Source organism: Variovorax stachyos, assembly GCF_051400855.1.
Classification (GTDB): Bacteria; Pseudomonadota; Gammaproteobacteria; order Burkholderiales; family Burkholderiaceae_C; genus Variovorax.
Genome location: NZ_JBLFFN010000011.1, coordinates 1 through 22,700, shown reverse-complemented (window position 1 = coordinate 22,700; position 22,700 = coordinate 1). Strand labels below are relative to the sequence as shown.

25 protein-coding genes are annotated in these 22,700 nt (G+C 69.4%); 8 read left to right on the top strand and 17 right to left on the bottom strand.

The window, feature by feature from the left end; all coding sequences use genetic code 11:
• Positions 1 to 53: 53 nt before the first annotated feature.
• The gene (locus ACMGEZ_RS19430) at positions 54 to 1,988 is read right to left on the bottom strand and encodes a hybrid sensor histidine kinase/response regulator (protein WP_436823915.1); all 1,935 of its coding nucleotides are present in this window, start codon (positions 1,986 to 1,988) and stop codon (positions 54 to 56) included.
• A gap of 308 nt (positions 1,989 to 2,296) precedes the next feature.
• On the opposite strand from ACMGEZ_RS19430, the gene ACMGEZ_RS19425 reads away from it, so the two are divergent.
• Both ACMGEZ_RS19425 and ACMGEZ_RS19420 read left to right on the top strand, forming a co-directional pair.
• Positions 2,297 to 3,160 carry an alpha/beta fold hydrolase gene (locus ACMGEZ_RS19425; protein ID WP_436823914.1) on the top strand — a complete coding sequence of 288 codons (864 nt, stop codon included), beginning with the start codon at positions 2,297 to 2,299 and terminating at the stop codon, positions 3,158 to 3,160.
• Positions 3,161 to 3,277: 117 nt separating this feature from the next.
• Complete coding sequence (locus ACMGEZ_RS19420; protein WP_436823913.1) at positions 3,278 to 4,372, top strand: DnaJ C-terminal domain-containing protein; 1,095 nt, start codon at positions 3,278 to 3,280, stop codon at positions 4,370 to 4,372.
• A gap of 16 nt (positions 4,373 to 4,388) precedes the next feature.
• Here the strand turns inward: ACMGEZ_RS19420 and ACMGEZ_RS19415 are convergent, their stop codons facing one another.
• The 5 genes from ACMGEZ_RS19415 to ACMGEZ_RS19395 all read right to left on the bottom strand — a co-directional run bounded on the left by ACMGEZ_RS19415 (position 4,389) and on the right by ACMGEZ_RS19395 (position 10,086).
• Entirely contained in the window at positions 4,389 to 5,429 is a 1,041-nt protein-coding gene (locus tag ACMGEZ_RS19415) for an alpha/beta hydrolase family protein (protein WP_436824069.1), read from the bottom strand.
• A gap of 161 nt (positions 5,430 to 5,590) precedes the next feature.
• Complete coding sequence (locus tag ACMGEZ_RS19410) at positions 5,591 to 6,811, bottom strand: ABC transporter substrate-binding protein (protein ID WP_436823912.1); 1,221 nt, start codon at positions 6,809 to 6,811, stop codon at positions 5,591 to 5,593.
• Positions 6,812 to 6,856: 45 nt separating this feature from the next.
• Entirely contained in the window at positions 6,857 to 7,633 is a 777-nt protein-coding gene (locus ACMGEZ_RS19405) for an SDR family oxidoreductase (RefSeq protein WP_436823911.1), read from the bottom strand.
• A gap of 12 nt (positions 7,634 to 7,645) precedes the next feature.
• Positions 7,646 to 8,473, bottom strand: a complete 828-nt coding sequence (locus ACMGEZ_RS19400; protein ID WP_436823910.1) for an enoyl-CoA hydratase/isomerase family protein — start codon at positions 8,471 to 8,473, stop codon at positions 7,646 to 7,648.
• A gap of 53 nt (positions 8,474 to 8,526) precedes the next feature.
• Positions 8,527 to 10,086: an AMP-binding protein gene (locus ACMGEZ_RS19395; RefSeq protein WP_436823909.1), complete on the bottom strand. Its 1,560-nt coding sequence runs from the start codon at positions 10,084 to 10,086 to the stop codon at positions 8,527 to 8,529.
• 112 nt (positions 10,087 to 10,198) lie between these two features.
• On the opposite strand from ACMGEZ_RS19395, the gene ACMGEZ_RS19390 reads away from it, so the two are divergent.
• Positions 10,199 to 11,011, top strand: coding sequence for an IclR family transcriptional regulator (locus ACMGEZ_RS19390; protein ID WP_436823908.1), 813 nt, complete (start codon positions 10,199 to 10,201; stop codon positions 11,009 to 11,011).
• A gap of 8 nt (positions 11,012 to 11,019) precedes the next feature.
• Here the strand turns inward: ACMGEZ_RS19390 and ACMGEZ_RS19385 are convergent, their stop codons facing one another.
• On the bottom strand, positions 11,020 to 12,114 hold the full coding sequence (locus ACMGEZ_RS19385; RefSeq protein WP_436823907.1) for a response regulator: 1,095 nt from the start codon (positions 12,112 to 12,114) through the stop codon (positions 11,020 to 11,022).
• A 152-nt stretch (positions 12,115 to 12,266) separates the two neighbouring features.
• On the opposite strand from ACMGEZ_RS19385, the gene ACMGEZ_RS19380 reads away from it, so the two are divergent.
• Positions 12,267 to 13,109, top strand: coding sequence for a ParB N-terminal domain-containing protein (locus ACMGEZ_RS19380; RefSeq protein ID WP_436823906.1), 843 nt, complete (start codon positions 12,267 to 12,269; stop codon positions 13,107 to 13,109).
• A gap of 6 nt (positions 13,110 to 13,115) precedes the next feature.
• On the opposite strand, the gene ACMGEZ_RS19375 is transcribed toward ACMGEZ_RS19380, so the two are convergent.
• The 5 genes from ACMGEZ_RS19375 to ACMGEZ_RS19355 form a co-directional block, all read right to left on the bottom strand.
• Positions 13,116 to 13,454 carry a hypothetical protein gene (locus ACMGEZ_RS19375; RefSeq protein WP_436823905.1) on the bottom strand — a complete coding sequence of 113 codons (339 nt, stop codon included), beginning with the start codon at positions 13,452 to 13,454 and terminating at the stop codon, positions 13,116 to 13,118.
• A gap of 148 nt (positions 13,455 to 13,602) precedes the next feature.
• Positions 13,603 to 14,199, bottom strand: coding sequence for an ATP-dependent Clp protease proteolytic subunit (locus ACMGEZ_RS19370; RefSeq protein WP_436823904.1), 597 nt, complete (start codon positions 14,197 to 14,199; stop codon positions 13,603 to 13,605).
• 224 nt (positions 14,200 to 14,423) lie between these two features.
• A complete protein-coding gene (locus ACMGEZ_RS19365; protein ID WP_436823903.1) occupies positions 14,424 to 15,314 on the bottom strand; it encodes an alpha/beta fold hydrolase in 891 nt (296 codons plus the stop codon).
• Between the two features lie 14 nt (positions 15,315 to 15,328).
• On the bottom strand, positions 15,329 to 15,754 hold the full coding sequence (gene arsC / locus ACMGEZ_RS19360; protein WP_436823902.1) for an arsenate reductase (glutaredoxin): 426 nt from the start codon (positions 15,752 to 15,754) through the stop codon (positions 15,329 to 15,331).
• A 160-nt stretch (positions 15,755 to 15,914) separates the two neighbouring features.
• The gene (locus ACMGEZ_RS19355; RefSeq protein ID WP_436823901.1) at positions 15,915 to 16,379 is read right to left on the bottom strand and encodes an adhesin; all 465 of its coding nucleotides are present in this window, start codon (positions 16,377 to 16,379) and stop codon (positions 15,915 to 15,917) included.
• A 210-nt stretch (positions 16,380 to 16,589) separates the two neighbouring features.
• Here ACMGEZ_RS19355 and ACMGEZ_RS19350 point away from each other — a divergent pair, with 210 nt between their 5' ends.
• Both ACMGEZ_RS19350 and ACMGEZ_RS19345 read left to right on the top strand, forming a co-directional pair.
• Positions 16,590 to 17,012 carry a CopG family transcriptional regulator gene (locus ACMGEZ_RS19350; protein ID WP_436823900.1) on the top strand — a complete coding sequence of 141 codons (423 nt, stop codon included), beginning with the start codon at positions 16,590 to 16,592 and terminating at the stop codon, positions 17,010 to 17,012.
• A gap of 23 nt (positions 17,013 to 17,035) precedes the next feature.
• Positions 17,036 to 18,112, top strand: coding sequence for an extracellular catalytic domain type 1 short-chain-length polyhydroxyalkanoate depolymerase (locus tag ACMGEZ_RS19345; RefSeq protein WP_436823899.1), 1,077 nt, complete (start codon positions 17,036 to 17,038; stop codon positions 18,110 to 18,112).
• Between the two features lie 67 nt (positions 18,113 to 18,179).
• Here the strand turns inward: ACMGEZ_RS19345 and ACMGEZ_RS19340 are convergent, their stop codons facing one another.
• The 4 genes from ACMGEZ_RS19340 to ACMGEZ_RS19325 all read right to left on the bottom strand — a co-directional run bounded on the left by ACMGEZ_RS19340 (position 18,180) and on the right by ACMGEZ_RS19325 (position 19,829).
• A complete protein-coding gene (locus ACMGEZ_RS19340; protein ID WP_162572317.1) occupies positions 18,180 to 18,407 on the bottom strand; it encodes a hypothetical protein in 228 nt (75 codons plus the stop codon).
• Positions 18,408 to 18,513: 106 nt separating this feature from the next.
• Positions 18,514 to 18,999, bottom strand: coding sequence for a nucleoside deaminase (locus ACMGEZ_RS19335; protein ID WP_436823898.1), 486 nt, complete (start codon positions 18,997 to 18,999; stop codon positions 18,514 to 18,516).
• A 50-nt stretch (positions 19,000 to 19,049) separates the two neighbouring features.
• Positions 19,050 to 19,526, bottom strand: a complete 477-nt coding sequence (locus ACMGEZ_RS19330) for a C40 family peptidase (protein ID WP_436823897.1) — start codon at positions 19,524 to 19,526, stop codon at positions 19,050 to 19,052.
• A gap of 12 nt (positions 19,527 to 19,538) precedes the next feature.
• Positions 19,539 to 19,829, bottom strand: a complete 291-nt coding sequence (locus ACMGEZ_RS19325) for a DUF1330 domain-containing protein (protein ID WP_436823896.1) — start codon at positions 19,827 to 19,829, stop codon at positions 19,539 to 19,541.
• Between the two features lie 117 nt (positions 19,830 to 19,946).
• Between ACMGEZ_RS19325 and ACMGEZ_RS19320 the strand changes: the two genes are divergently transcribed.
• A complete protein-coding gene (locus tag ACMGEZ_RS19320) occupies positions 19,947 to 20,762 on the top strand; it encodes an alpha/beta fold hydrolase (protein WP_436823895.1) in 816 nt (271 codons plus the stop codon).
• A complete protein-coding gene (locus tag ACMGEZ_RS19315; protein ID WP_436823894.1) occupies positions 20,759 to 21,877 on the top strand; it encodes a PAS domain-containing sensor histidine kinase in 1,119 nt (372 codons plus the stop codon). Before ACMGEZ_RS19320 ends, ACMGEZ_RS19315 begins: the two co-directional genes overlap by 4 nt.
• Positions 21,878 to 21,926: 49 nt before the next feature.
• Here ACMGEZ_RS19315 and ACMGEZ_RS19310 read toward each other — a convergent pair whose 3' ends face one another.
• Positions 21,927 to 22,322 (bottom strand): RidA family protein, encoded by a 396-nt coding sequence (locus ACMGEZ_RS19310; protein ID WP_436823893.1) that lies wholly within the window; start codon positions 22,320 to 22,322, stop codon positions 21,927 to 21,929.
• Positions 22,323 to 22,700 lie beyond the last annotated feature (378 nt).

Genomic DNA, 22,700 nt, shown 5'->3' with positions numbered 1-22,700 from the left:
GGCGGCGGAGCACGTCCATGTGCCGAATGGCCGGGTCGCCGGGCTGTGGAGGCTCAGCGCCTGTCGAGCAGCCGCCTGAGCAGGTCCTCGAGCTGGTCGGCGTCCACCGGCTTGGTCAGGTGCGCGAAGAAGCCGGCGTCGAAGCTCAGCTGGCGGTCGCGCTCCTGCCCGTAGCCGGTGATCGCGATCAGCGGCGGCGGGTTCGCGACCTCGGCGCGCACGCGCTCGGCCACCTGCAGGCCGCTCAGTCCGGGCAGCCCGATGTCGAGCAGCACCAGGTCGGGTGCCAGCCGCTTGATGGCGTCCAGCGCGGTCGGGCCGTCGTGCCGTACCGACGCGCGGCAGCCCAGCACTTCCATCAGCTCGGCCATGGTGTGGGCCGAGTCCTGGTTGTCGTCCACCACCAGCACCATCGGGCGGGTGTCGAGCGGCGCGCCGTCCGCCTGCTCCCGTTCGGCGATGGCCGGCGGCTCCGACAGCGGCAGCCGCACCACGAATTCGCTGCCTTCGCCCGGCACCCCCCTGCTGAAGGCGGCCACGTCCCCGCCATGCAGGCTGACCAGCTGCTGGACCAGGCTCAGCCCGAGGCCCAGCCCGCCCTGCAGCCGCGCGATGTCCTGCTCGCCCTGTTCGAAGAGGTTGAAGATGCGTGCGATGTCCCGCGACGCGATGCCGGGCCCGTCGTCGCGCACGGTGAGCACCGCCCGACCGCCGTCGCGGCGGGCGCTGATCTGCAGATGGCCGTGGGCCGGCGTGAACTTGATGGCGTTGTTCAGCAGGTTGCTCAGCACCTGGATCAGGCGGGCGCGATCGCCGGTGACCCACAGCGGCGCCTCGTCGACGTCGAGCTTCAGCTCCTGCGATTTGTCCTGGGCTCCGGGCGCCGTGGCCTCGATCGCCTCCGCCACCACCTCCTTCAGATCGACCGGCTTCGCCTCCAGCCGGATCTTTCCGCTGGTGATGCGGCCGATGTCCAGCAGGTCGTCGACCAGCCGCACCATCTGCTTGAGCTGTCGCGCGATCGTCTCGTGCGCCAGGCGCAGCGTGCGGCTCTCCAGCTTCTCGCGGGCCATCAGGGCCAGCGCGTTGGAGATCGGCGCGAGCGGGTTGCGCAGCTCGTGGCCGAGCATGGCCAGGAAGGTGCTGATGCGCCGGCCCTCGTCCTCCAGCGAACTGACGCGGCGCTGCTCGGTGAGGTCGCGCGTGAGCTTGGCGAAGCCGCGCAAGGTGCCGGTCTCGTCGTGCACCGCCGTGATCACCACGCCGGCCCAGAAGCGGGTGCCGTCCTTGCGCACGCGCCAGCCTTCGTCCTGGAAGCGCCCGTCCCGGCGCGCGAGGCGCAGCTCCTCGTCGGGCCAGCCGGTGGCCTGCACTTCGGGCGGGTAGAAGGTCGAGAAATGCCGGCCGATGATCTCGTGCGCCTCGTAGCCCTTGAAGCGCCGCGCGCCGATGTTCCAGCTCGCCACGTGGCCGGTGGTGTCGAGCATGAAGATCGCATAGTCCTTCACCCCCTCAACCAGCAGCCGGAAGCGCTCCTCGCTCATGCGCAGCTGCTCTTCCTCGCGGCGGCGTTCCGTGAGATCGCGGGTGATCTTGGAGAAGCCGCGGAACGCGCCGCTGGCGTCGATCAGCCGCGTGATGATGACGTTGGCCCAGAAGCGCGATCCATCCTTGCGCACCCGCCAGCCCTCGTCCTCGAAGCGCCCGGTCTCGCGGGCCATCTTCAGCTCGTACTCGGGCCAGCCGCGCTCGAGCTGCTCGGGCGGATAGAACAGCGAGAAATGGCGCCCGATCACCTCGTGCGCCTCATAGCCCTTGATCTTGCGAGCGCCGGTGTTCCAGCTGCGAATCACCCCGCCCGGGTCCAGGAGGAAGATCGCGTAGTCGCCTACCGCGTCGACCATGAGCCGGAAGTCCGCGTCGCCGGGTTCGGTCAGTGCCGGCGGCGCAGCGACGGGCGGGAGTGGAGCTTCGCGGGCATCTGCCATGCTGTGGATCGATCGAGGCCGGTCGCCGTACCCGCCAGCAGGCTGGCACGGCTCCGTGGAGCCGGCGCGTCCTCTGCGGGACCAGGATGCGCCGGGGCGGAATCGTCGAGTCTAGCGGCGCGCAACCGCGTGCGCAGTCGGACAGATACCCGGCTTTTCGCCAAGGCAGGGCGGCTTCGCCCGGCTGGGCGAGCTCAGCCGCTTCGTGGAACCAGGGCAGTCTCGAAGTCTGGAAAAGCGGACGATGAGACAGGCCCCGGCGACGCCCGGTCAGGACGCCGCGCCCGCGGTGCGCCACATTGCAAGCCATGCAGCAAGCTCCCGTTCCCCATTTCCGCGAAAGCGGCGCCGGCCCCGGCGTCGTCTGCCTCCACGCCAACGCCAGCAGCTCCGCGCAGTGGCGCGGCCTGATGGAGCGCCTGGCCCCCGGCTGGCACGTGCTCGCCCCCGATTCGCTCGGTGCCGGGCGCAGTCCCGCCTGGCCGGCGGACCGCACCGTGACGCTGGCCGACGAGGTGGCGCTGCTCGAACCGGTGTTCGCGGCCGCGGGCGATCCCTTCTGCCTGGTCGGCCACTCCTACGGCGGCGCCGTGGCCCTGGTGGCGGCCCTCGCGCGGCCCGACCGGGTGCGCGCCATCGCGCTGTACGAGCCCACGCTGTTCTCGCTGCTCGAGCAGGAGGCGCCCGGGCAGGAGGCGGCGAACGGCATCCGCTTTGCCGCCGCCGATGCCGCGGCCGCCGCCGAGGCCGGCGACCTCGATGCCGCCGCAGAACGCTTCATCGACTACTGGATGGGCGCGGGCAGCTGGCGACGCATGCCCGAAGGGCGTCGCGCGCCGATCGCGTCGTCGGTGGTCAACGTCGCCGGCTGGGCCCGCGCGCTGTTCTCCGAGCCCACGCCGCTGCAGGCCTTCGGTGCGCTGGAGGTGCCGGTGCTCTACATGACGGGCGCGCAATCGCCGGCCTCGGCCCGCGGCGTCGCGCGGCTGCTGACCGGCGTGCTGCCCGATGTGAGCGTGGTCGAATTCGAGGCGCTCGGGCACATGGGGCCGGTGACGCATCCCGACATCGTCAACGACGCGGTGGCCGAATTCCTTGCGCACGGCCGCGCGGCCGAGGCGCACGAACGGTCCCGGTATGCGCGTGCACTGAGCACGCACGCCAGCCGATAGCGGCCGGCCCGGGTGCTCCGTCGAAGGCGCCGCAGGCTCGGATAGCATTCGCGCAGACGTTCCTGCCGCCTCCATGGACTTTCGTCCGGGACGGCAGGCCGCACCGAGGACCTGCGCTTGGGAACCGACCACGCTTTCGCCGAATTGGGTTTGGCATCCGGCGCGAGCGAGCGCGAAGTGAAGGCGGCATGGCGCCGGCTGGCCTCCCGGTGGCACCCGGACCGCAACGGCAGCGCCGATGCCGTGGCCAGGATGCAGCGCATCAACCAGGCCTTCGAGGCGATCCGCCGCGCCGGCTTCCAGCCCGCTGCCGAGGCGCCGGCCGCCGATGCCCACGCCGCCGCGCCCGCTTCGGCAGCCGGCCCCGGCGACGCTGTCGACGAGCAAGCCGGCGATCCGGCCGGGTTCCGCGACGACGCCGGCACGACCCGGCAGCAGCGGCCCATCCACCGCAAGGTGAAGTTGACGCTCGAAGAGGCCGCGGCCGGCTGCATCAAGGTGCTGCGGGGCAAGGTGACCGAGACCTGCCGCAGCTGCGCGGGCGCCGGCCACCAGGTGCTCGGCGGCCACTGCGTGCGATGCGGCGGCTCGGGCGCCGTGCCCAAGCGTTCCTTCTTCGGCTGGTCCACCGGCCTGGTCGAATGCGAGGCCTGCCTGGGCGGCGGGATTGCGAGGCAGCCGTGCGCGGCCTGTAAGAGCACCGGCAGGAGCGCCCCGCGCAGCTACCAGCTCAAGGTCCGCATTCCGCATGGCGTGCGCCATGGCGACCTGCTTCACGTCGATGGCCGGCGCCTGCGACCCGAGCGGCTTCCGGCCGATCTCGAAATCCGCGTCGAGCTGCTCGACCATGCCTTCTTCCAGCTCGACGATGACGGCACCCTTCGCTGCGAGGTCCCGGTCGATGGCTTCGCCTGGATCGCCGGCAGGCAGCTCCAGGTGCCCACCCTCACCGGGCTCCAGCCCCTGCAGCCGAGGCGCGGCCGGCTGTCCTACTGCCTCAAGGGCCGGGGATTTCCGCTGGCGCGCAGCGGCGCGCGCGGCGACCAGTGGGTCACGCTGGTGCCCGTGTTCCCGGAGCAGCTCAGCACCGACCAGCAGATCCTGCTCGACCAGCTCTGCGCCACCACCTCCGGTGCCGGCGCGGTCGCGGACGACCGGCTCCAGGCATGGCAGCGGGGGCTGCGCGCGTGGGAGCGCCGCCTGCGCAGCTAGGGCCTGTTCAGAGGCCCTAGGGCCGAGCGCTCGCTTCGCGCGGCGACACCGTCTCGCGCCCCGCGCCTCCTTGCAGCAGGTGCCTGGCGAAGAAGGCCGTGATCTTTCGGTCCACCGCCGGCGTGGTGGCGGCGCGGTCGAAGCCCGGCGGGTCGTCGAGCATGTCTGCGATCAAGCCTGTGAGACCCGGCGGCGGCGGTGACAGCAGCGCACCGTGGCCGCCCATGGGCAAGTCGGCGATCAGCTCGCAGTTGCGGCAGGCCGCGAGCACGCGGCCACTATGAAAGCGCGGGATCAGCCAGCGGTCCTTCTGCGCCGTGACCAGGCCGAGCGGCATCGCCGGCGCGGCCAGCGACGCCATGTCGAAGTCGGCCGAGAAGGGCACGCCCGCCACCACCGCCGCCACGCGCGGGTCGGCATGCACCCGCGGCGTGTCATCGTCGAAGCGCCAGCGGATCACCGTGAGCGCAGCCCATTTCTTGACAGCATCCAGCGGCCCGCCGGTGAGCCGCGTGATGAGGCCCACGCAGGACTGGAAGTCCTCTTCGAGGTGCGCCTCGCAATGCCGCTTGACGCCGGCCGGCGACCAGCGGCCGCCCGCCAGGCTGAGCGCGGTGTGTCCGCCGGCCGACATGCCGTAGACGCCCACCTTGTCGAGCTGCAGCAGCGGCGCAAAGCGCGGATCGCGGCCGACCGCGTCGACCGCGCGTGAGACTTCGGCCGGCCGCAGGGTCCAGCTCGCGGGGCCGGGCTGGCTGCCGTCCTTGTAGTTGTCGCCCCGGTGCTCGGGCAGCGCGACCACGAAGCCCGCCTCCACCAGGCTGCGCGCGAGATCCGCGTGCACCCAGGGCGAGCCACCCGAACCGTGCGAGATCACCACCAGGCGGCCGTTGCCGCGCGTCGGCTTGCCCTGCGGTGCCAGCGACAGCGTGAAGGGGCCGCGCCGGACCGGCTGCTCGGCGTCGGCAGTCGGGTAGTACAGCGTGACAGGCCCGTCGAGCGCCGAGACCGCGATCTCGTCGAGGCCCGTGGAAGCCTGCGCGAAGCCGGCCAGCATTGCCAGCACCCAGGCAGCGCAACGCGATGCAAACGTGGCGACACCCGAGCCGCGCGCCTGGCGATCATGGAAGAGGTCGTTCATGCGGCGACCTTACTACCTTGTGCGCGCTTCGCGGCGCGGGGGAACGAACTCACAAGGCCGCAGCGACCCGGCCAGGGTCAAGATCCCTTCCGCACGAGCGGGCACGTCGACTTCGCGAGCGGCTGGAACGCCTCCGCCGCCGGAATGACCGCCAGCCGCTTGTAGTAGTCCCACGGGTACTTCGACTCGGCCGGCGTCTTCACCTGCATCAGGTACATGTCGTGCACCATCCGGCCGTCCTCGCGGATGCGGCCGTTCTTCGCGAAGAAGTCGTTGACAGGCGTGGCCTTCATCTTCGCCATGACCGTGCCGGCTGCGTCGGTGCCGGCATCGCGCACCGAGCGCAGGTAGTGCATCGTCGACGAGTAGTTCGCCGCGTGGATGGCGGTGGGCATCTTCTTCATGCGCTCGAAGAAGCGGCGTGACCACTGGCGGGTCTCGTCGTTGCTGTCCCAGTAGAAAGCCTCGGTCAGCATCACGCCCTGCGCAGCCTTCAGGCCGACGCCGTGGATGTCGGTGATGAACACCGCGAGGCCGGCCAGGTTCTGCTTTGCCGGGTCGATGCCGAACTCCTGCGCCGACTTGATCGCGTTGATGGTGTCGCTGCCGCCGTTGGCCAGGCCGATGATCTTCGCGCCCGAGCCCTTGGCCGCCACCATGAAGGACGAGAAGTCGCTCGCGTTGAAGGGATGGCGCGAGGTCCCCACGACCTTGCCGCCGGCCGCGGTCACCACCTCCGTCACGTCGCGCTCGATCTGGTGGCCGAAGGCGTAGTCGGCCGTCAGGAAGTACCAGGTGTCGCCGCCCTTCTTCACGATCGCCTGCGCGGTGCCATTGGCCATCGCGTAGGTGTCCCAGGCGTAGTGGATGCTGTTGGGCGTGCAGCTTTCGTTGGTGAGCCGCAGCGCGCCCGCGCCGTTGACGATGGCGATGCGGTTCTTCTGCTTCGCCATGTCCACCGCGGCGAGGGCCACGGCCGAGTTGGTGAGGTCGGTGATCATGTCCACCTTCTGCACGTCGAACCATTCGCGCGCCTTGTTGGCAGCGATGTCGGCCTTGTTCTGGTGGTCGACCTCCAGCACCTCGATCGGCTTGCCGAGCACCTGGCCGCCGAAGTCCTCCACCGCCATCTTCACCGCCATGGCCGAGCCGCGGCCCGAGAGCTCCGACAGCACGCCGCCCATGTCGGTGATGACGCCGATGCGCACCACGCCATCGGAATTGGCATCGCCCTGCGCCTGCGCTATGGAGGCGAAGGCGAGGGCGGCCGCGCCGCAGGCCCCTGCAAGTCTGTTCACGATGATGTCTCCTTACTCGTCGGCGGCGCAGACGCCGCAGTGCCTTCAGATCACGTTGCGGGTCAGGCCGCCGTCCACGCAGATGTTCTGGCCCGTGATGTAGCTGGCGTGCACCGAGGCCAGGAAGGCGCACAGCCCGCCGAAGTCCTCCGCGGTGCCCAGCCGCTGCATCGGAATGCTGCGGGCCATGTCTTCGCGCACCGCGGCTTCATCCTGGCCGGTGCGGCGCTGGCGATCGGCGATCACGCGCTGCAGCGCGCCGGTGTCCATCAGCCCCGGCAAGAGCCCGTTGACCGTGATGCCGTGCGGCGCCACCTCGCGCGCCAACGAGCCCATCGCGCCGGTCAGGCCCACCCGCAGGCTGTTGGAAAGGGCCATGTTCGGATAGAGCTCCTTCACCACGAAGGAGGTGATGTTGAGGATGCGGCCGAAGCGCGCGGCCCGCATCGCAGGCAGGAAGGCGCGCACCACCTCGAGCGGGCCGATCACGTTGGTCTCGTGGCTGGCACGCCAGGCGGCGAGCTGCGTCTCCTCGAACGGCGCCGCCGGCGGGCCGCCGGCATTGGTGACCACGATCGACGGCATGCCGATGCGCGAGACGGCCTCGATCAGCCGTTCCCGCTGGTGCTCGTCGCCGATGTCGCCGGCCACGAACTGCGCCTGTGCCGAGAGGCTGTGCGCGGTCGCCTCGCCGTGGACGGCATCGCGCCCATTGAGCAGCACGCGCACGCCTGCATCGGCGAGCGCACGCGCGCAGGCCAGGCCCAGCCCGCGCGTGCCGCCGAGCACCAGCGCCGTCCTGCCAGCAATGCCGAGGTCCATGGCGTGTCTCTTCTAGAAGGGGCAGGAAGGGTCGAACTTCGGGTTGCGCTTTTCGCGCAGCGAGGCAATGCCTTCCTGCACGTCCGGCCCCGAGAAGCCGATGAATTCGAGCGCCAGCGAGCTGTCGAAGGTGGGCCCCGCCAGGCGCAGCCAGTTGTTGAGCGCGTACTTGGTCCAGCGGATCGCCGTCTGCGAGCCGGCGGCCAGCTTCTCGGCCACCTCGAAGGCTTTGCCCAGCAGCTGGTCTTCGGGCACCGCCAGCGAGACCAGGCCGATGCGCTCGGCCTCTTCGCCGGACACCGCCTCGCACAACATCAGGTAGTACTTCGCCTTGGCCATGCCGCACAGCAGCGGCCACACGATGGCGGCATGGTCGCCGGCCGCCACGCCCAGCCGTGTGTGGCCGTCGATGATGCGCGCCGTGGTGCTGGCGATCGACACGTCGGCCAGCAGGCCCGCGACCAGCCCGGCGCCGACGGCCGGGCCGTGCATCGCCGAGACCACGGGCTTGGAGCAGTTGATCACGTTGTAGACCAGGTCGCGCGCCTCGCGCCAGACGCGGGCGCGCACGTTGAAGTCGTTCGCCATGTCCTTCACCAGGCCCAGGTCGCCGCCGGCGGAGAAGCCCTTGCCCTCGCCGCGGATCAGCGCCACGCGCGTGGCCGGGTCCTTGTCGATGTCGCTCCAGATGGAGGCCAGCTCGCGGTGCAGGTTGTGGTCGGCGGTGGAGAGCTTCTTGTTGGCGCTCTGCGAGGCGCCCATCACCACCTCGAGGATTCCGTTGGGACGGGGCTTGAGCGTGAGCGCGCTGTAGTGCGCGTAGGGGGATTCGTTGGCCATGTTCAAAGTCCTTGTTCGATGGGAAGAGAGCTGAGAGGGGGCTCAGGGGGAGCTCAGATCTTCTTCCTTCCGGCCCAGTAGGGCTCTTTCAGCAGGTTCTTCTGGATCTTGCCGATCGGGGTCTTCGGAAAGCCCTCGACGAAGCGCACCAGCCGCGGCCGCTTGTGGCGCGCGAGCTTCTGCTCGCACTGCGCGATGACGCGCGCCTCGTCCAGCGTGCAGCCCGGCTTGAGCTGCAGGTAGGCGGCCGGCACCTCGCCCCACTTGGCATCGGGAATGCCGAAGACCGCGCACTCCGCCACCTCGGGCAGCTCGTAGAGCACCTGCTCGATCTCCTTGGGGTAGACGTTCTCGCCGCCCGAGATCAGCATGTCCTTGGCGCGGTCGATCAGCGTGATGAAGCCCTCCGTGTCCATCACGCCGATGTCGCCGGACAGGCCCCAGCCGTTGCCGAGGCGGAAGAACTCGGCGGTCTGCTGCGGCTCGCCGTAGTAGCCGATCATGAGGTTGTCGCCGCGCGAGGCCACCTCGCCAAGCTCGCCCGCCGGGGCGGGCGTGCCGTCGGGGCGCAGCACGGCCACATCCACGTTGTAGGGCTGGCGGCCCACGCTGCCCAGCTTGTCGCGCGCGCGCTGCCAGGGCAGGGCCGCGATCACGCCCATCTCCGATTGGCCGTAGATCTGCGTGAGGCGCAGATGCGGCAGCTTGCGCATGAGCTCCACCTGCACCCAGTCGGGCATGGGCGCGCCGGCGAAGGACAGCTTGGTCCAGCTCTGGAGCTGGCGCTGCTCCAGGTCCGGCAGCATGGCCAGCGCATTGGCCTGCGTCGGCACCATGAAGGTGGCGGTGATGCCCTCGGCCTCCACCGCGTCGATGAAGGCCTGCGGCGACCACGGCGTGACGAAGACCGTCGTTGCGCCGACCAGGACGGCCGGCTGGAACATGATGTTGAGGGCGGCCACGTGGAACAGCGGCGTGACGATCGCGACCACGTCGCTCGCCTCCAGGTGCTCTTCCACCACCACGGTGTGGGCGGTGATGGCGCGCGCGCGGTGGTTCATCAGCACGCCCTTCGGATGGCCGGTGGTGCCGCCGGTGTAGGTCATGCAGAAGGGGTCGCGCTCGTCGATGGCGACCTCGGGCGGCGTCGATGGCTGGCCCTCGATGAAGCGCTCGAAGGCGACCGCGCCCGGCACTTCGGCGTTGCCGCTGCCGCCGATGGCGACGAAGTGCCGGATCTCCGGGCAGGACGCGCGCACCGCCGCCACCTTGTCGGCGAACTGCGCGTCGTAGATCAGCACCCGGGTGTCGGACTTGGCCAGCACGTAGCCCAGCTCCTCCGGCGCATAGAGGATCGAGATGTTGTTGAGCACGCAGCCCGAGCGCGCCACGCCGAAGAACACGGCGCCGTACGCCGGCAGGTTGCGGCACAGCATCGAGACGGTCGCGCCGCGGGGCAGGCCCAGGCCCAGCACCGCGTGCGCGACCCGGTCGGCCATGGCGTCGAGCTCGCGGTAGGGCACGCGCTCGCTGCCCTGCGGCCCGCGCAAGACGATGGCCGGCTTGTCCGGGAATCGGCGCGCCGAGCGGCGCAGCATGTCTCCAGTCAGCATTTCCAAGCCTTTACGAAACGCGGAAAATGTTTTCGATTAGCGTAAATGCGCGGCGCCGCCGATGTCAATCCGAGGACAACCCGAACCCCGTCATCCCGTACAGTCGCCCCCGATGAGCACCTCCGCATCCCCCGCCCACCGGAAGCGACCGGGCGCCAGCACCGCGCCGAAGGCCGGCGTGCAGTCGGTGGAGAACGGCCTCGACCTGATGCTGATCGTGGCCCACCACCGCCGCCCCATGAAGATCACCGACATCGCCGAGCAGGCGGGCATCGCACCGAGCAAGGCGCACCGCTACCTGGTGAGCTTTCTGCGCACCGGCTTCCTGGCGCAGGACCCGGAGACCGGCCTGTATGGCATGGGCCCGGTGGCGCTGGAGTTCAGCCTGTCCTGCCTCGCGACGATCGAGCCCGTCTCGCTCGCCACGCGCGCGGCCGAGCGGCTGTGTGCGTCGCTGGGCCACACGGTCGCGGTGTCGGTCTGGGGCAGCTTCGGCCCGACGGTGGTGCGCTGGGAGCAGCCGGCCCGGCCGGTGATGGTCAACATCGGCCTGGGCTCGGTGTTCCCGCTCTACCGCTCGGCGACGGGCCGCGTGTTCGCGGCCTTCCTGCAGCCCGAGCAGATGGAGGCCTACCTGGCCTCCGCCGCCAACCGCGAACAGCCGGACGAGACCGTCGAGACCGTCGACCAGGTGCGCGAGCGTGGCATGGCGCGCGCCATGGGCGACTTCATGGCCGGCATGAGCGCGTTCGCGGCGCCGGTGTTCGACGACCGCGGGCGCCTGGTGCTCGCCATCACCGTGCTCGGCTACAAGGCCGGCTTCGACCACCGCTGGAACGGCCCCGTCGCGCAGGCGCTGCGCCAGGCGGCGCAGACCCTGTCACGCACGCTGGGGCACCAGCACGAGCGGCTGGCGCTGGGCTGAGGCAGCCTTCAACTCGCGCTGCCCTCGCGGGCGGGGGCGAGCGCGGCCGCGACGCGCAACGCCTTCTCGAGCTGCTCCACCGTGTAGGGCTTCTGCAGCCAGAAGGTGCCGGGCGCGAGCCGCGGCGGGCGCGGCAGGCCGGTCGCGAAGATCACCGGAAAGTCGCCTTGCCGCTGCAGCTTCTGGGCGAGCTCGAGTCCGGAGAGGGCGGGCAGGTTGATGTCTGCCATCAGCACGTCGAAGGCGCCGTCGAGAAAGCGGTTGATCGCCACCTCCGCGCTCTTCACCCCCGTGGCCCAGTGGCCCAGCGTGCGCAGCAGCTCCAGCGTGACCGCCAGCATGTCGGCATCGTCCTCGACCACCAGGATGCGCAGCTTGCGTGTCGATGCCGGCACGCGGGCCGCGCCGGCGCCGTGGGTCAACTCGGCGCGCCGCTGCGCGATCCAGTCGAACAGGCAATGCCGGAACTCCGCATCCCACGCCGGATGGGAGAGGGCGTGGTCCGCGCATTCCAGCATCCGCACCTGCAGCGAGCGCGCCTGCGCGAAGGCGGCCGCGTAGTTCTCGATGACCGGGCGCGGCACCGTGTCGTCGCTGCCCGACCCGACCAGCAGCACATCGCCCCGGAACCCGGCACAGGCAGCGAGCGCGCGGTTGTCCTTGGGGCGCAGCCGCAGCAGCCGATAGGCGGCCAGGTCCTCCTTGTCGAGCTCCTCCTTGGGCGTGGTCCAGCCGATGTCGCGATAGAGCGCCGGCGCGCGCAAAGCCAGCCAGCGCACCGGGCGCAGGGCGCTCGCGAACGCGGCGAGATAGCCGCCATAGCTGACCGCCACCATGCCGATGGCGTCGGGATCGACCTCCGGCTCGCCGGCCAGCGCGTCGTATGCCGCCAGCACGTCCTGGAGGTTGTCCTCGCGCGTCACCGCTGCCCGCTCGGCCGGCGACCATCCCTCGTTCGGCACGTCGACCAGCCGGCAGGCCCAGCCCTGCGCACAAAGGTCGCTCGCCAGCGCGCGGTAGCGCTCGCGGTGGTCGTCGTCCCACCCGGGCACCAGCAGCGCGCCCGGCTTGCGGGCGGTGGTCGAAGAGGCCGGGCTGTCCATGGTCCTGGATCGTTGTAGACGAGGCACGGGTGGACGATGCCGTCGTACCGGCCTGCGTCTCGTCAGCAGCAACCGCGTGCAGGTGCCCGCCGATGGCTCGGCCCCCCGTCTCTACAATGCGGGCCCTTTCCCTGCCCCCTGATTCGCGCGCCATGGACATCGTCGTCAACGAAGAACTTAAAGCCTACATCGACCCATTGACGCCGGAGGAGTACGAAGCGCTGGAGCGCAGCCTGCTGGCCGAAGGCTGCCGCGATGCATTGGTGCTGTGGGGCGACGTGCTGGTGGACGGCCACAATCGCTACGGCATCTGCCGCAAGCACGGCCTGCCTTTCCAGACGGTGCAGAACGCGCGCTTCCGCTCCCTCGAGGACGTGCACCTGTGGATGATCGACCAGCACCTGGGGCGACGCAGCATCTCCGACTTCCAGCGCGGCGTGCTGGCGCTGCGCAAGAAGGAGATCGTGGCCGAGCGCCGCGCCCGTGCGGCCGGCCCCCCGCCTGCCGCGGACGCGCCCGCGAGCGCCGCGCCCGCCGAAGCCCCCCACGGTGCCGAGCCGCCCGCCCCGCTGGACAGCCGCGAGGCTGTGGCCAGGGCCGCACGCCTGAGCAGCAGCCAGGTGGTGATGATCGAAAAGATCCGGAAGCAGGCCGCCCCCGAGCTGGTCGCTGCCGTCAAGTCAGGCGCGATCTCCATCAACGCCGCGGCCGCCGTCGCCACCCTGCCGGCCGAGGAACAGGTCGCCGCGGTGGTCGCCGGCAAGGACGAGCTCAAGCAGGCTGCCAAGCGCGTGCGCGAATCGAAGCGCAAGCCGCGCGACGGATCCGCCGATGCGCCGCACGAAGGCGCTCAGCCCGGAGACGACGAACTCCAGGCGCTGCGCCGCCGCGTGGCCGAGCTCACGGCCGAGAACGAGGCGCTGCGCCGGCAACTGGCCGCGCTGCAGGCATCGAGCGGTGTCGAGGAGGGCGCCGAGCTGCCGGCACCCTTCTGAGAAGGCCTAGTAGCGGATCGTCACGCCGGCCTTGATGCCCTTGTTGTCCTTGCCATCCGTATGCGCGCCGGCGGAGAAGGAGACATCGCCGCCCGTGCTGGCGCCGAGCGAGTAGTTCGGGCGCCTCCCCGAGACGTCCATGCCGCCGTACAGGCCGCTGCCGTCCTTGCGCTGCAGGCCCACCGTCGCGCCGTTCGCCGTTGCGGCCTTCTCGGTCGGGGACAGGTGGGGGCTGACGTAGATGGAGCCCTCGTCGTTGCTTTCGACGGGGAGCTTCGGTGTCTGGGCGAGGGCAGCCGCGCAGCAGGCGGCAAGGGCGAGCGATGTCAGGAGGGGCTTGTTCATGAAGACAAGGGACAAGTCGTCTGGCAAACCAACGACCTTATCTGAAGGCTGCAAGGCAGGGCAAGCATCCTGCGGCGATGCGACGATCCCCGCCGCTGCAGTGCGGCTTCAAGGCGACAGAAGTGTTTTCACATGTATTCGCGGCCGCCTAGCCTCGCAGTTCGCTCTTGCGCTCGATGATGCGCGACACCAGCCCGTACTCCACCGCCTCCTGGGCCGACAGCCAGCGGTCGCGTTCGATGTCGATCATGACCGCCTCGAAGGACTTGCCGGTCTCGCGCGCGATGGTCCTCGCGACGCGCTCGCGGGCCTTGAGGATCTCCTGCGCGTGGATCGCGATGTCGCTCGCCGGCCCGCCGGCGCCGCCGCTGGGCTGGTGGATCAGGAAGCGCGTGTTCGGCAGGCAGAAGCGCCGCTCGCGCGGCACTGCCAGGTACAGGTGCGTGGCCGCGCTGCCCACCCAGCCCGTGCCGATCATGCGCACCGGCGCCGCGATGAAGCGAACCACGTCGTGGATCGTGTCGCCCGACTCCAGGTGCCCGCCCGGCGAGCTCACCAGGATGTCGATGGGCGCGTTGCTGTCGGCGTCGAGAGCAATCAGCCGGCGCGTCACGTCGCGGGCCGAGGCGTCGCTGATGGCGCCGAAGATCAACAGCGTGCGCGACTTGAAGGCCTTTTCCTCGAGGTAGGAACTGCTGCGCGGCTCGCCCAGCGGGGTGTCCGGTGCGTCTTCAGGGGTTTCCATGTTGTTGCTCCTTGACTGGAAGAGGTGCCGATGACGAACAGCCAGCTTACCTCCGCATCGCGCGTCGCGTGGTGTGCTGCACGGCGCTCCCGCATGCGCATCGCGTGAACGCGGGATCGCCAGGAGGCGCGCACCTGCCCACAATCGAGCCCAGGGATCGGCATCTCGCCAGGCTGTCACACATCGGTCCCCGCACGCGCCACCGCGCGTGCTTCGCTTGCTTGTCAGGGAGCCAGAAAGAAGCGCTGCAAGGCATCGGCCGTCGGGCCGGGCGCCTCCTCTGGAAAGAAGTGGCCGCCGTCGACGGCGTGGCCTTGCACGTCGTCGCTCCACGCGCGCCACAACGCCAGCGGCCCGCCTTCACGCGCGTACCAGGTGTCGAGCGCGCCGCCCGCGCCCCACAGCGCCAGCACCGGGCAGCCGATGCGGCGACCGGCGGCGAGATCGGCCTGGTCGTGCTCGCGGTCCAGCGTGGCCGCGGCGCGGTACTCCTCGCAGATGGCGTGCACATGCGCCGGGTCGCGAAGCGCATCCACATACGCCGCGCGCACCTCCGGTCCGAACACGCCGGCCGGCGAGCCCCAGCCGCCGAGCGCGTTGTCGACCACTGCTTCGGGCGCCGCCGCCAGCAGCCGTTCCGGCAGCGGCGCAGGCTGCGCCAGCAGCGACCAGGGCCAGTAGCCCAGCGCAAGCCTCGCATCGGCGCGCGCCCAGACCGTCTCCGTCGGCAGGATGTCGAGCACCGCGAGCCGCTGCACGCGCTGCGGATGATCGAGCGCCAGCCGGTAGGCGACACGCCCGCCGCGGTCGTGCCCCGCGACCGAGAAGCGCCCGAAGCCCAGCGCTTCCATCACCCGCGCCATGTCGCGTGCCATCGCGCGCTTCGAATAGGGCGCATGGTCGGGCGCGGAAGGCGGGCAGCCGCTGCGGCCATAGCCGCGCAAATCGGCGCATACCACGGTGAAGTTGCGTGCCAGCGTCGGCGCGATGTCGCGCCACATCAGGTGCGTTTGCGGAAAACCGTGCAGCAGCAACAGCGGCGGGCCGGAGCCGGCGCGGCGCACGTGGATGCGGGTCTCGCCGGCGTCGATCTCGATCGCGGTGAAGCCGTTCATTGCTTCAGCGTGCCTCAGGGCCCGCGCCGCGCCCCACTGTCCTCGATGGGCTCGCCATCTTCCTTGGTGAAGGGCGCGATCTTGCCTACGGGCAGGATCTCCAGCACTTCCTCGGAGGGGCGGCAGAGCTTGGTGCCCAGCGGCGTCGCGACGATGGGACGGTTCATCAGGATCGGGTGCTGCGCGATGAAGTCGAGCAGTTCCTCATCGCTCCATTTCGGGTTGCCGAGGTCGAGCTCCGCGTAAGGCGTTCCCTTTTCGCGCAGCAGCGCGCGCAGCGGCTGGCCCGTGGCTGCCGCGATCTCGCGCATCTGCTCGCGGGTGGGCGGCGTCTTCAGGTATTCGATGACCGTGGGCTCGATGCCCGCGTGGCGCAGGAGCGCGAGCGTGTTGCGCGAGGTGCCGCAGGCGGGGTTGTGATAGATGGTGACGTCGGACATGGGGAATTCTCGAACACTGAATGAATGCCGCGCCGGGCAACATGCCCCTGGCGGCCGCGTCCTCGATGATGCCGCCGTGATGTGACGAGCGCATACGCCAAGAAAAAGAGCCCGCAACGCGCGAGCGCCGCGGGCTCTTCCCTGTCTTCGCCTGCTTTGCTTACTTCTTCACGCCGAGCGCACCCGAGCCGCCGGCATTGGCGCCGCCGCCGAGCGCCGGCACCGCGCCGTTCACGGCATTGGTAGCGCCGCCCACCGCATTGCCGGCGCCACCCACCGCGCTGGTCGCACCCTGCACCCCGCCGCTCAGCGTGGAGCCGACGCCGCCCACCGTGTTGCCGAGCGTGCTCGTCGGCGAGCTGCTGGTGCCCGTGTCGGCACCCGCGTTCGCACCGGCCCGCGTCTGGGCGGACCCACCGGCACGGTTGCCGCGCTGCTGGCGTTGTTGCTCTTGCGGAGACGCCGCGCCGGCGTCGCCTGATGCATTGACGTCGGCCTGCGCGCCCACGCCGACCCCGACCTTCGGTGTCTGCACGGTTTGCGCGTTGGCGGCGAATCCGCTGGCGGCCAGCAGGCCTGCGAGCAAGGCGCCGAGAGCGATGTGCTTGGGTTGTCGTTGCTTCATGTGTGACGTTCCCTTTCCTTGATTGAATGGTCACTGACAGAGAACCGGCTTGAGCGCCGGTCCGGGGTGGACCATAGGGAAGCGCCCGTGCCGCGCCGTGTGGGGAAGAGGCCCTGGCGGGCGTGGGAGCCCGCCGTCGGCGAAACAGGAAGCTCATACGTTGGCGTTTTTCCGTTTGCACCATCCACTTGGATGGTGTTAGGATGGCCAATGCCCCGAAAAAGCGCTTCCCTCGCCGCATCGCCCAGGCCGGCCGATGAAAAGATCACCATCAACGTGGGTTGCGTGGACCTCGGCCAGATCGACCTGCTGGTGCAGGAAGGCTTCTATGCCAACCGCACCGATCTCATTCGCACCGCGATACGCAACCAGCTCGCCACGCAGGTCGACGTCGTGCGCCAGGTCGTGGCGAGCAAGTCGCTGGTGCTCGGCATCCAGCACTACGACGCCGCCGACCTCCAGGCCATTCAAGCGGCCGGGCAGAAGTTGCAGATCCGCGTGCTCGGCCTGGCCGTGATCGCGGACGACGTCACGCCGGCGCTTGCGCTCGCCGCCATCGAATCCATCACCGTACTGGGCGCGCTCCACGCGAGCCCGGCCGTCAAGTCGGCGCTAGCCGCACGCATCCGCTGAACGCACCCACCTGAAAGACCCCAATGAACCTCGACCTCAAGCACCTGATGACAGAAGCAACCCGGCTGACCCGCGCCGGAGACCTGCAGGCGGCAACCGCCGCCATCCAGGCCGCGCTGCGCGGGCTCGAACCTGCCCGGCAGACGACCGAGGAACCCGCCGGCGTGATCGACGTGGAGGCCAGGCAAGTGCCCGAGGGCCCACAGCCCGGCGTCGTCGACGATGCGCCTCGGGCGTACGACGATGTCCCTGTTCCCGGCCGCTTCGTTGCCGGCAGCTTTGCGGATGCGGCCGGCCGCCGCGACTACAAGCTCTACATCCCGCCCGAGGCGGGCCGGCGCCCCCTGCCGCTGGTCGTCATGCTGCACGGCTGCACCCAGGACCCTGACGATTTCGCAGCCGGCACGGCGATGAACACTGCCGCACTGGCGCAGGGCTTCTTCGTGCTCTACCCCGCGCAGTCGCGCCAGGCCAATCCGCAGGCGTGCTGGAACTGGTTCAAGCACAGCCATCAGAAGCGAGGCCGCGGAGAACCGGCGCTCCTGGCCGGAATGACGAAGTCGGTGATGGCGCAATACGCGATCGATCCGCAGCGCGTGTACGTCGCGGGGCTGTCGGCGGGCGGCGCGATGGCCGCCATCCTCGGCGACGCCTATCCCGATCTGTACGCGGCCGTGGGCGTCCACTCCGGGCTGGCGGCCGGTGTCGCGACCGACCTGCCGGCCGCGCTGATGGCGATGAAGAGCGGTGGGGTCGTGCAAGGCGGCGCCGCCAGCGGCATGCCCACCATCGTCTTCCATGGCGACGCCGATTCAACCGTGCATGCAAGCAATGGCGAACAGGTCATCGCGGCCAGCGTGGGAACCACGACCACGGTCGAGGTCCAGCAACTGAACGCCAACGGCACCCGCGCTTCGACGCGCCGCTTGCACCGGGCCGCCGACGGGCGGGTCGTTGCCGAGCACTGGACGGTGCACGGCGCGCCGCATGCGTGGGCGGGCGGCAGCGCCAAGGGCTCCTACACCGATGTTCGCGGCCCGGACGCGAGCGCGGAGATGCTGCGCTTTTTCTTCGAGCATCCGCGCAAGCCGATGCACTGAGCTGCGGGTGGGGTTCGCTCACCCGGCGCCAGCTCTTCGCTTTTGCGGAGCGCGGTCTGGACACGCCCTAGTCGATCCAGGGACCTCCCAGCATGGCTTGTATATAGGCCGCGACCTTCACCAGGTCCTCGTCGGACAGCGGGATCGGCGGTGCGTCGACAAGATGCTCGGCAACCATGTGCAGCTTTGCCGATGCATTGGGCTGCTCGTGCAGCAGGACCGCGATCGCCGTGGTCTGCGCGACCGCTCGCAACTCGAGCGCACGGAGTCGCGCATCGACTTCTTCCATTTCCATTGGGCCTTCCTCCCTAGGGTGCAAGTTGAGGAAACTCGATTCTGCTTCCAAAAGCGGGCACGCCATGCCGCGCGGCGCCCTTGGCCATCGGCTGCGCGTGCCCTCGTCAGCCTTGCCGGGCAGTGCGTCGCGGGGCCGACCAGGCCTCGAGGATCTCGATCGCCTCGTCCGGCATGTGTTGTTCGGCCGGTAAGCGGCGCGCCTGCAGGGGAGCGCCGGCCTCGGCCCGAAGGTCTTCGACGTCGATCGGGTGCCTGGCACTTGCCGGCAGCCCTTCGAAGGCCGCGCCGGATTGCTCGAGCGAGGCAGCGTAGAAGAGCTTCCGGATGCCGACGATGCGCATCGCCGCAACGCACAGTGCGCAAGGCTCGCACGAGGTGTAGAGATCGCATCCCGCAAGCTCCACCCGCTTCAGCCGCCGGCAGGCATCGCGGATCGCCTCGACTTCTCCGTGCGACGTGGGATCGAAGTGCGCAACGGAATGGTTGAAACCTTCCCCCACGATCTTTCCATCCTGCACCACCACGGCACCGAAAGGCTCGGTACCAGGCGTGCCCAGGGCCTCGGAGGACAGCGCGAGGGCCCTCTTCATGAACGCGTCCTTGTACATTTCTGCTCCTTCCAGCCCCGGGTGCCTCGAAGTCAGGGCCGCCGAACGTCCACCCGCTGGCGCGACCAGTACGGCCCATCGAGCCGGTCCAGCCGCACTTCGCCGCCGGTCGAAGGCGCATGCACGAACCGGTTGTCGCCCACGTAGATGCCCGCGTGCGTAGGCCGGCTGCCGCCGAACACCACCAGGTCCCCGGTGCGCAGGTCGCTGCGGGATATCGGCTCGCCGAAGTCGGCGAGCTGGGCCACCGTGCGGGGCGTCGCCAGTCCGGCACTCTGGCGGTACACGAAGCCGATCAGCCCGCTGCAATCGAAGCCGCCATCGATCGTGTTGCCGCCGTACCGGTAGGGCGTGCCGACCAGTCCCATCGCATGAATGGCCGCATCCCTCGATTGCTCGGCAGAAATCAGCGATGGCCGCGAGCTCCTGGGCGCCGTAGGCGGCGTGCTGCTGCACGCCGCGAGCAGCAGGCAGCTGCACAGGATCGCCGATCGACGCAGACTCAGCATGCCGGATGGTGCTCAGGCGCCTTCGATGATCCGCAGATCCCGCTCGGCACCGTCGCCGAGCGCAGCCAGCGCGGCTTGGTACTCGGGGCTGTCGTGCACGGCGAGAGCCTGCTCGACGCTGCCGAACTCGATCAACACCGTGCGTTCGGGCAAGCCGTATTCATAGACCTTGGCGGGGAGGCCGCGCGCCAGAAAGCGCCCGCCGCCGCCGCTGATCGCGGGACCGGCGAGCTTCGCGTAGGCGGCCAGCTTGTCGGCGTCCTTGACGGCACGGTACATGCTCATCCAATAGGCTTTTGCCATGATGCTTCGTCTCGTTGTTGCTGAGCGAACAATATAGCTCGCGCTTGCTTGCCGGCCGCAGGAGGCGTTTGTTCGGGAGAGCAAAATGAAGCTCTTTCAGATGCTCGAGGCAGCCCTGTGAACATCCAGAAGCGCAACAACGTTCATGTCCGCGGCGCCGGCGATCGGACGATGATCTTTGCCCACGGCTTCGGCTGCGACCAGAACATGTGGCGCTTGATGGCGCCGAAGTTCGCCGAACGTTTCCGCGTGGTGACCTTCGACCTCGTCGGCTCGGGCCAGTCTGATCTGGACGCGTACGACAAGACGAAGTATTCGGAGCTCCAAGGCTATGCCGACGATGTCCTGGAGATCGTCGACGAGTTCGGCAGCGGCCCGGTGCTGTTCGTCGGCCATTCCGTGAGCGCCATGATCGGGGTGCTGGCGGATCTCAAGGCGCCAGGCACGTTTGCCGCGCACATGATGATCGGCCCTTCGCCGTGCTACATCAATGACGGCGACTATGTCGGCGGCTTCACGCGCGAGGACATCGATTCGCTGCTCGACACGCTCGAGAGCAACTATCTCGGCTGGGCCAGCAACATGGCGCCCGCGATCATGGGCGTGCCCGAGCGGCCGGAACTGGGTGCCGAGCTCGCCGCCAGCTTCTGCCGCACCGATCCCGACATTGCCAAGCAGTTCGCCAAGGTCACCTTTCTATCCGACAACCGCAAAGACGTGGCCAGGCTGCAGACGCCCACGCTCGTGATCCAGTCGTCCGACGACCTGATCGCGCCCTTGGCCGTCGGCGACTACATGCAGCGCACGCTGCCGAATGCGACCTTGCGTGTGATCACCAACACCGGCCACTGTCCTCACCTGAGCGCGCCCGGCGCGAGCTGCGATGCGATGGAGGACTTCCTCGACGCGCTCGGTCAACCGCGAGGCCAATGACCGCGTCGCTGCCCGAGCCCGGCGACCTCTTCGACGAGGCGCCCTGCGGTTTGCTGGTCACGTCGCTGGACGGCACCATCCTGAAGGTCAATGCCACCTTCTGCGAGTGGGTCGGCTTCGGGCGCGAAGAGCTCGTCGGCAGGCAGCGCGTGCAGGATCTGTTCACGGTGGGCGGGCGCATCTTTCATCACACCCACTGGGCGCCAACCCTGCAGATGCAAGGCTCGCTGGCCGAGGTGAAGCTGGACGTGCGGCACCGCGGCGGCCAGAGCATTCCGATGATCCTCAACGCCCGCCGGCGCAAGCGCGAAGAAGGCGAGTTCGACGAGATCGCCGCCTTCGTGGCCGAAGATCGCAACCGCTACGAACGCGAGCTCATGAGTGCGCGCAAGAAGGCAGACGCCTTGCTCGAAAAAGAGCGCGAAGCCCAGCACCTCTTGAGAGACCGCGCGCTCTTTGCCGAGCAGATGGTCGGCATCGTGAGCCACGATCTGCGCAATCCGCTGTCGGCCATCCTGATGGGCATCCAGTTGCTGGGGCGAACCGAGGGCGAACGCCGCGCTCGCGTGGTGGGCCATGTGCGCACCTCGGCCGAGCGCGCCCAGCGCCTCATCGAGGAACTGCTGGACTTCACCAAGGCGCGTGTCGGCCAGGGCCTGAGCGTGAAGCTCGGGGCCATCGACCTGCATGAGATCACTGCACAGGCAATCGACGAGTTGATGCTCGCCTATCCCGACCGGGTCATCACCCATCTCACGATCGGATCAGGGGAATGCATTGCCGACCCGGATCGACTTGCACAGCTCATCGGCAACCTCGTCAGCAACGCGGCGACCTACGGCCGCATTGGCGCGCCCATCGTCGTGCGCTCGGCGGTCGAGGGCGCCAACGCGATGCTGACCGTGCACAACGAAGGTGAGCCGATTCCGCCCGCCCTCCTTCCCACGGTGTTCGAGCCGATGGTGCGGGGCGTACCCGAAGGTAGCTCGGCGCGCAATGTGGGCCTGGGCCTTTTCATCGTGAATGAAATCGCCAAGGCTCACGGTGGGTCGATGGAAGTGACGTCGTCTTCTGCCGACGGGACCACGTTCACGCTGCGATTTCCCGCCCGTTAGCGGCGGCACTCAGCGCCCACATCCGCAAGCTCTCAAAGGGACGCGGCCGTCATGCCGCGGCTTCCGCCACGGCGATGCATTCGATTTCGAGCAGCATGCGCGGGTCGGGCAACGCCTGCACCACCGACGTGGTGCGCGCCGGGTAGGGCCCCGTGCCGAAAGCGGCCGCATAGCGCAGGTTCATCGCCGCGACGTCCTGCGCGCGTGTGAGCAGCACGTTGACCTTCAGTACCGAGCGCAGCGACGCACCACCCTGCGCCAGCACGCGCTGCAGCGTCGCCATGGCCTGGTCGAACTGCGCGTCGAAGTCGCCTTCGTCGATGCGTCCGTCGTCGTGGTATCCGGGCGTGCCCGAGACGAACAGGAGCTGCCCCCAACGCGTTGCCACCGACAGCGGCGGTGTCTTGAATTGGCCCGTGGGCGCGAAGTACTGGATGTCGGCCATGAATGTTGTCCTCGATGTCAGTAAACGGAAGAACTCGCGGCGCGGGACAGCGAATGGCTCCGGGGGCTTCTGCCCTGGTGTCGCCGCCTGCACGCGGATAACAAACAGAGAACAAAGTCCGGCCGCCGCGATACATGCGCGATACGCCCGCGGACGAGACTTTCGCATGGATAGAGCCTGCCATGAACCTCAACGCCGCTGCGGGGTACGCCTGCATCGCCATGACCTTGATCCGCCTCGGGAGCCCTCGATGAAACTCACCATTCGCCAGATCCAACTTCCCGGCCGCGTGCGGCTCGAATTCGCCGAACAGGGCGCCCGCTCCGGCACGCCGGTCATCTCGCTGCACGGCGTCACCGACTCGTGGCGCTCCTTCGA